The following is a 5004-nucleotide window of genomic DNA, read 5'->3' on the forward strand; positions in this document are numbered from 1 at the left end:
GTAGATTTGGATACATATTTTGAGGAGTTTCTAGGCTCTGATTTAGGTCACAGCGTCGAAGCCTGTGCTACAAAGCTGTTTGATATATGCGATCGCGAAAGTATTGGTGAAATAGTCCAGTCAATTTTCCCCGCCCCGACTGGGATCTCCCGACTGTTTGATATATGCGATCGCGTCTGTAATCGTGATCAGCTCCAGTCAATTTTCCCCACCCCGATTCCCGACTCCCGATTCCCGACTCCCGATTCCCGATTCCCGATTCCCGACTCCCGATTCCCATTTCCCGACTCCCGACTCCCGACTCCCTAATTTATTAGCAATTCAATATTTTGTTCAACCTGAAAATATTAATTAATTTAAATTTATATAAAATATAATTGACCTTAACGTCGTCAAAGTATACAATAAATATATTGCAATTTTCAGCAAAATAAAACAAATCATTATGGCTCAAAATTTCGTCCCCAACCCTGGTGATAATCCCAACCAGCCTAGTGTGCCTAAGCCCTCTGGTGAGGGACAGCGACGACGGTAACAAATCAAACATATCTTAATTGGTTCTCCCCAAGCTGTTCGGAACACAATTTATAATCTTTATGCCGTTGGTTACGCAGAGGTGAATGATTGGAGCACACCTCAACCTACTGAAAATCCTGGAGAGGTGATCAGTATTTTGATTCGATATGTGCTGCTAGATTAAGCTAGATTAAGATAGTAATTTGCCAGGGATTCCAATCCCTGGCTAAGACGAAGCCTCAAGTTTCAAGGATAATTTAGTGTGTTGTGGATTCCGACAATTGACCGGCTAAGTAGAGCACAACTAACATGATTCGGTGGTTTCACTAGTGGCTTGAGGTGCAGCTAGGCTGTGAAGCGTGGAAAATGGCAATAAATAATTCGGTCAAGGATTGGCGTTAACCAAAACTTGACCGAATTTTTTTTAAAAGGGAAGCGGGAGTAAAAACTGAAGTAAATTCCTCTAGACTGCCTGATTTATGGGTGGTGACGGAAATTAACTCTGAAAGGTAACAGTTTCAATGTTGACCTTTGATACTTGAGTGTTGCTAGAGTTGGCTAATTCGCGATCGCGGCTTATATCATGTCCGGATAATTAATGATAAAAAACCATTTCCCTTTAGACATTACTCCTTTTCTTCTGCCAAATGCCAAATGCCAAATGCCAAATGCTTTCGATTTGCCAAAGTGTAACTATTCAACCGGAGATAATATTACCTATTCGTCAAGTCAGGTAAACCTTCAGCAAAAACTCCCCCCTTAACGAGATTGGGGGGAGGAATTTTTCCACACTAATGATCCAGTCCGTTTATGAGCTAGCTGTTGTAGGTTGGTTACCCCAAACACAACAAGACCAGAAGCCCATTAACTAAATAAAATACCGCCACTATCTGGGTCTCTGACCAGCCAGAAAGTTCCAGATGATTGTGGAACGGTGACATTTTTAATAAACGTTTACCCACCCCATTGGCATCTTTGGTGGCTTTATAGTAACTAACTTGAGCAATCACTGAGACGGCTTCTAGGAAGAAAATACCACTAATTATAAATAAACCCCAAAGGTTCCCAGTCAAAAGTCCTACTGCTGCTAGTGCTCCTCCTAGGGCTAGAGAACCGGTATCCCCCATAAAGACTTTGGCGGGATTGCAGTTGTGGGCAATAAAACCCAGGCAACTGCCACTCATACAAGCACAGAAGACCATTAAACCAAGGGAGGTTGGAGCAATCAGGGCAGCTAGTCCTAAAAATGCGATCGCACAGGTTCCTGCTGCTAGTCCATCCACTCCATCGGTAAGATTAGTAGCATTACTTTCTGCTAATAGCACAAATATACCCAGGGGCCAAAACAAAAATCCCAAGGGTAAGACGATTCCCAAGGGTAGGGTGATGTTAGTGATACTGGCTGGCTGCGTTTGTGCTAACCATATACAAAACAGTAAACTGACCACAATTTGTAAGGCCAGTTTCATTCTCGGTGACATCCCTTTATTAGAACGGCGTTGGACTACTTGCCAATCGTCCACCCAGCCGATTAACAGATAGCCAAGGGTGGCTAGGGATACCGCTAGGACTGGGGTAAAATCCTGCTGTGGGAGGAATAATCCTGACCACACCAGGGCAATCACCACCGCTACCGGCACAAAAAATATGCCACCCATGGTGGGGGTACCCGCTTTCTGTAAATGGGATTGGGGACCCTCTTGACGAATAATCTGACCCATTTTGAGTGCTTGTAGAAAGGGGACTGCTCGATATCCAATCCCAGTAGTGACCAGAGCACAGATCAACAGGGGTATGGTGATGGAGTTACCTGCGATCAGGGAGCGAGCTGCTGTCCCATCCAGAATTAATGCACCCAGAGTTAAGCCGATTGATAGAATATATAGGAGTTTAGTTCCCGTTAAGTTGAACAACTGCCCAGACAATCGTTTAGAATCTACCACAAGCCTCTTATTCCTTTGTTGAACACTCCTCACAAAGATACAATTCCCTGTATCTTTGCTTATATCCGTATAATTTACGGTTACGAGTCAAATCCTAACATCAAAGGTCTGCGATCGCTCAGGGTAGGACTGATTTTTGAAAATTTACGAGATGATCAAGCTATGACCGGATCACAGGATGACCGGATCACCGCATCACGCCATGACCGGATCACTACCAAGGTCTGGGGAGATCAGAAACACTACAGATGGTGATGGTCAGCTCGTAAGCATTCAGTTAGCATTCAGTTATCAGCGTGTCGCGTATCAGCGTGTCGCGTATCAGCTAATGGGCTACGCGCAGGCTACGCCAACAGCTTATGGGCTACAGATGGTGCTACTTGAGGTGCTATCAGCGTGTCGCGTATCAGCTTTCAGCTTTCAGCTTTTGAATAAAACAGCTAACCATTTGTTTAACAAGATTCGCGGAATTCCCCAACCTGGCCTTTGGCCAGGCTACGCGAACGTTCAGGTTGGGGATGGATAGCGAAACGACAAGTTGTGACAAATCTTGACGAATCATGCTATAATAATTATGGTTGCTGACCCGCCTGACCGACTAAAAGGCTACCTTGCAAACGGTCTAATATCCAATCAGTTTTAGGCCAAAAGGTATAAAAGTACTAGCGGAGCTCAGGGAAGAGACTTGCCCCAGCTGGTTAGTCATAGTGCTGTAATTCCAAGGTAAGTCTGTCGTGAAAGTTATACGTCCTTAGAAGGCGGATGTCTGCCTGTGGACGCTGAGTAAGACCAATATTAGCGCGGCTTTTAGAGGCGTCGGGGACGCGCGCGGGAAACCCTTTTGACGAATAAGACCGTCCCTGATTTGAGTTGAGAATTGGAAGCCCCAACCGAGAGCGTTGCAGGTTGGGGTACTTCACTCTGAGTTATTTCCACAAAGCTGTTCGCGTAGCGTGAGCCTTTGGCTGACGGCTGACCGCTGACGGCTGACCGCTGACGGCTGACCGCTGACGGCTGACGGCTGACCCCTGAATGCTTACGAACAGCTGGGTTAATCATGGCGCAACTCCACTGTGATGATCACAGCTTTAATCTAAAAAGAGACAATCTTGTTGTCGTTGGCTTAGCCCGCTGGCAATGGCTTGCAACTGGTTTTTAGAGAAGATCATTCTCTCAAAGGTTGTGATCGGTCGTCTAGAAGTGTAGCCAAAAGTCATTGAGTATCGCTCTGATCCAGTAGGTGGTTTCAGACGATGGAAAATGCTGCGTGTGTCAGTAAAAATTACTGTGCCGTAGGGTCCTGAGCAAGGGTTCCAGATAGATTTAGGCGCAATCCTTGCCATGTCTTTATCCGAGACAAAACCAGAACTGTAATAATTGTAGTTCAGGGTTTGAGCTAATGATGAGGTTAAATTTCTGGGAATATATTCAAAAGGGCCACCATCTAACCCCACATCATTCAAGTAGATAATGATTTTCACCATGCGATAGTCTTCTGGATCTACGTGCCATTGCCTGACATGTACTGGTTTTCCATCGGCAATATTCCTTTGAAGCGTTACACCAACAAAGAACACTGGAACACCAAGGTAATTTTCTACAATATCAAGCAATCGTTCGTTAAGTCCCCACTTGAAAATTTGTGGGTAACTAATTAGCTCTTCGCGATAGTTTATATAAGACTGAGTTTTCGGTATGGGCAATGCCCGTAATTTTGGTAATATATCCTCAGCATTATCTATCAGTTCCTTAGAGTAAATTCCTAACTCTTCTAAAGAAGTAACAAACGTTCCTTGTCTGTTTAGATAATTCAACAATGGTAAATCTACTGGTGCTAGGGCAGGAAGGGAATTATAATGGTTTTCTCGTCGGATGAGATAGTCCCCATAGTAGAAATTATGTAGCATCGGTATGCGGAAAGACTCTCTCTTAATTTTTCCCGGTAAACGTTTGGTCTTTTTTACCAAAGAATTACCACTCAAAATCATAAAATCACTAACCTAGTTCTACTTCAATTGATATAATACCACCATCAAATGTATAGGTTAATACTGAATAATTGCATTTTAATAAATCAATATTTTGAAGTTTATATTGCGGTGAAAAGTTTATAATAAGCTAAGTTTATAACTATCTCTTATGACTATAAAATATCTAGCCTATCATCGACTATAAAGTCCGGTTAATCATTTCCCAAATATTTTTTATTTGGTAATGGGTAATCGTAAACTACCAATTCCCAATTCCTAGCATCAGGGTCAGCATTCAGCAGTCAGCAGTCAGCAGTCAGCTTATTTTATTCAAAAGTACCTCAAGTAGTGTGGCACAGGCTTCGACTATCAGCCAAAGGCCTTGGCCTATGGCCACGCTACGCGAATGGCCACGCTACTTGAGGTGCTTATGCGCTATGGGCACGCTACTGTTCGCGCAGCACCTCAAGTAGCGCAATCGGTGCTTTTAGGTGCGACCCGTGGCGAATTTAATAATTAGATGCGGAAAGCGCACCTTTGAATAAAAGAGGTAAGCAAAAGTTTAATCTGAGTTA

The 5004-nt window shown here is 43.7% G+C and carries 6 protein-coding genes and 1 pseudogene; 4 read left to right on the forward strand and 3 right to left on the reverse strand.

The features are described 5' to 3' along the window. A pseudogene (locus tag F6K37_RS31895) lies at positions 1-309 on the forward strand (hypothetical protein); the annotation flags it as partial. 1040 nt (positions 310-1349) lie between these two features. Here the strand turns inward: F6K37_RS31895 and mraY are convergent. Further along, positions 1350-2459 (reverse strand): phospho-N-acetylmuramoyl-pentapeptide-transferase, encoded by a 1110-nt coding sequence (gene mraY, locus F6K37_RS31905; protein WP_008179230.1) that lies wholly within the window; start codon positions 2457-2459, stop codon positions 1350-1352. An 18-nt stretch (positions 2460-2477) separates the two neighbouring features. Between mraY and F6K37_RS31910 the strand changes: the two genes are divergently transcribed. Then, positions 2478-2714: a hypothetical protein gene (locus F6K37_RS31910; RefSeq protein ID WP_207554301.1), complete on the forward strand. Its 237-nt coding sequence runs from the start codon at positions 2478-2480 to the stop codon at positions 2712-2714. A 73-nt stretch (positions 2715-2787) separates the two neighbouring features. Beyond that, positions 2788-2985, forward strand: coding sequence for a hypothetical protein (locus tag F6K37_RS31915; protein WP_287254595.1), 198 nt, complete (start codon positions 2788-2790; stop codon positions 2983-2985). 281 nt (positions 2986-3266) lie between these two features. Here F6K37_RS31915 and F6K37_RS31920 read toward each other — a convergent pair whose 3' ends face one another. After that, positions 3267-3518 carry a hypothetical protein gene (locus F6K37_RS31920; protein ID WP_131826982.1) on the reverse strand — a complete coding sequence of 84 codons (252 nt, stop codon included), beginning with the start codon at positions 3516-3518 and terminating at the stop codon, positions 3267-3269. Between the two features lie 29 nt (positions 3519-3547). Continuing rightward, positions 3548-4447 carry a phytanoyl-CoA dioxygenase family protein gene (locus F6K37_RS31925; protein WP_287254597.1) on the reverse strand — a complete coding sequence of 300 codons (900 nt, stop codon included), beginning with the start codon at positions 4445-4447 and terminating at the stop codon, positions 3548-3550. Positions 4448-4811: 364 nt separating this feature from the next. On the opposite strand from F6K37_RS31925, the gene F6K37_RS31930 reads away from it, so the two are divergent. Further along, a complete protein-coding gene (locus F6K37_RS31930) occupies positions 4812-4949 on the forward strand; it encodes a hypothetical protein (RefSeq protein ID WP_287254599.1) in 138 nt (45 codons plus the stop codon). Positions 4950-5004: the final 55 nt, after the last annotated feature.

Source organism: Moorena sp. SIO4E2 (assembly GCF_010671945.1).
In the GTDB taxonomy this organism is placed as follows: domain Bacteria; phylum Cyanobacteriota; class Cyanobacteriia; order Cyanobacteriales; family Coleofasciculaceae; genus Moorena; species Moorena producens.

Excerpts from the sequence above, each read along its gene's own strand:
- F6K37_RS31915 (WP_287254595.1), top strand. The coding sequence starts at position 2,788 with ATGGGCTACGCGCAGGCTACGCCAACAGCTTATGGGCTACAGATGGTG.
- F6K37_RS31920 (WP_131826982.1), bottom strand. The coding sequence starts at position 3,518 with ATGATTAACCCAGCTGTTCGTAAGCATTCAGGGGTCAGCCGTCAGCCG.
- F6K37_RS31925 (WP_287254597.1), bottom strand. The coding sequence starts at position 4,447 with ATGATTTTGAGTGGTAATTCTTTGGTAAAAAAGACCAAACGTTTACCG.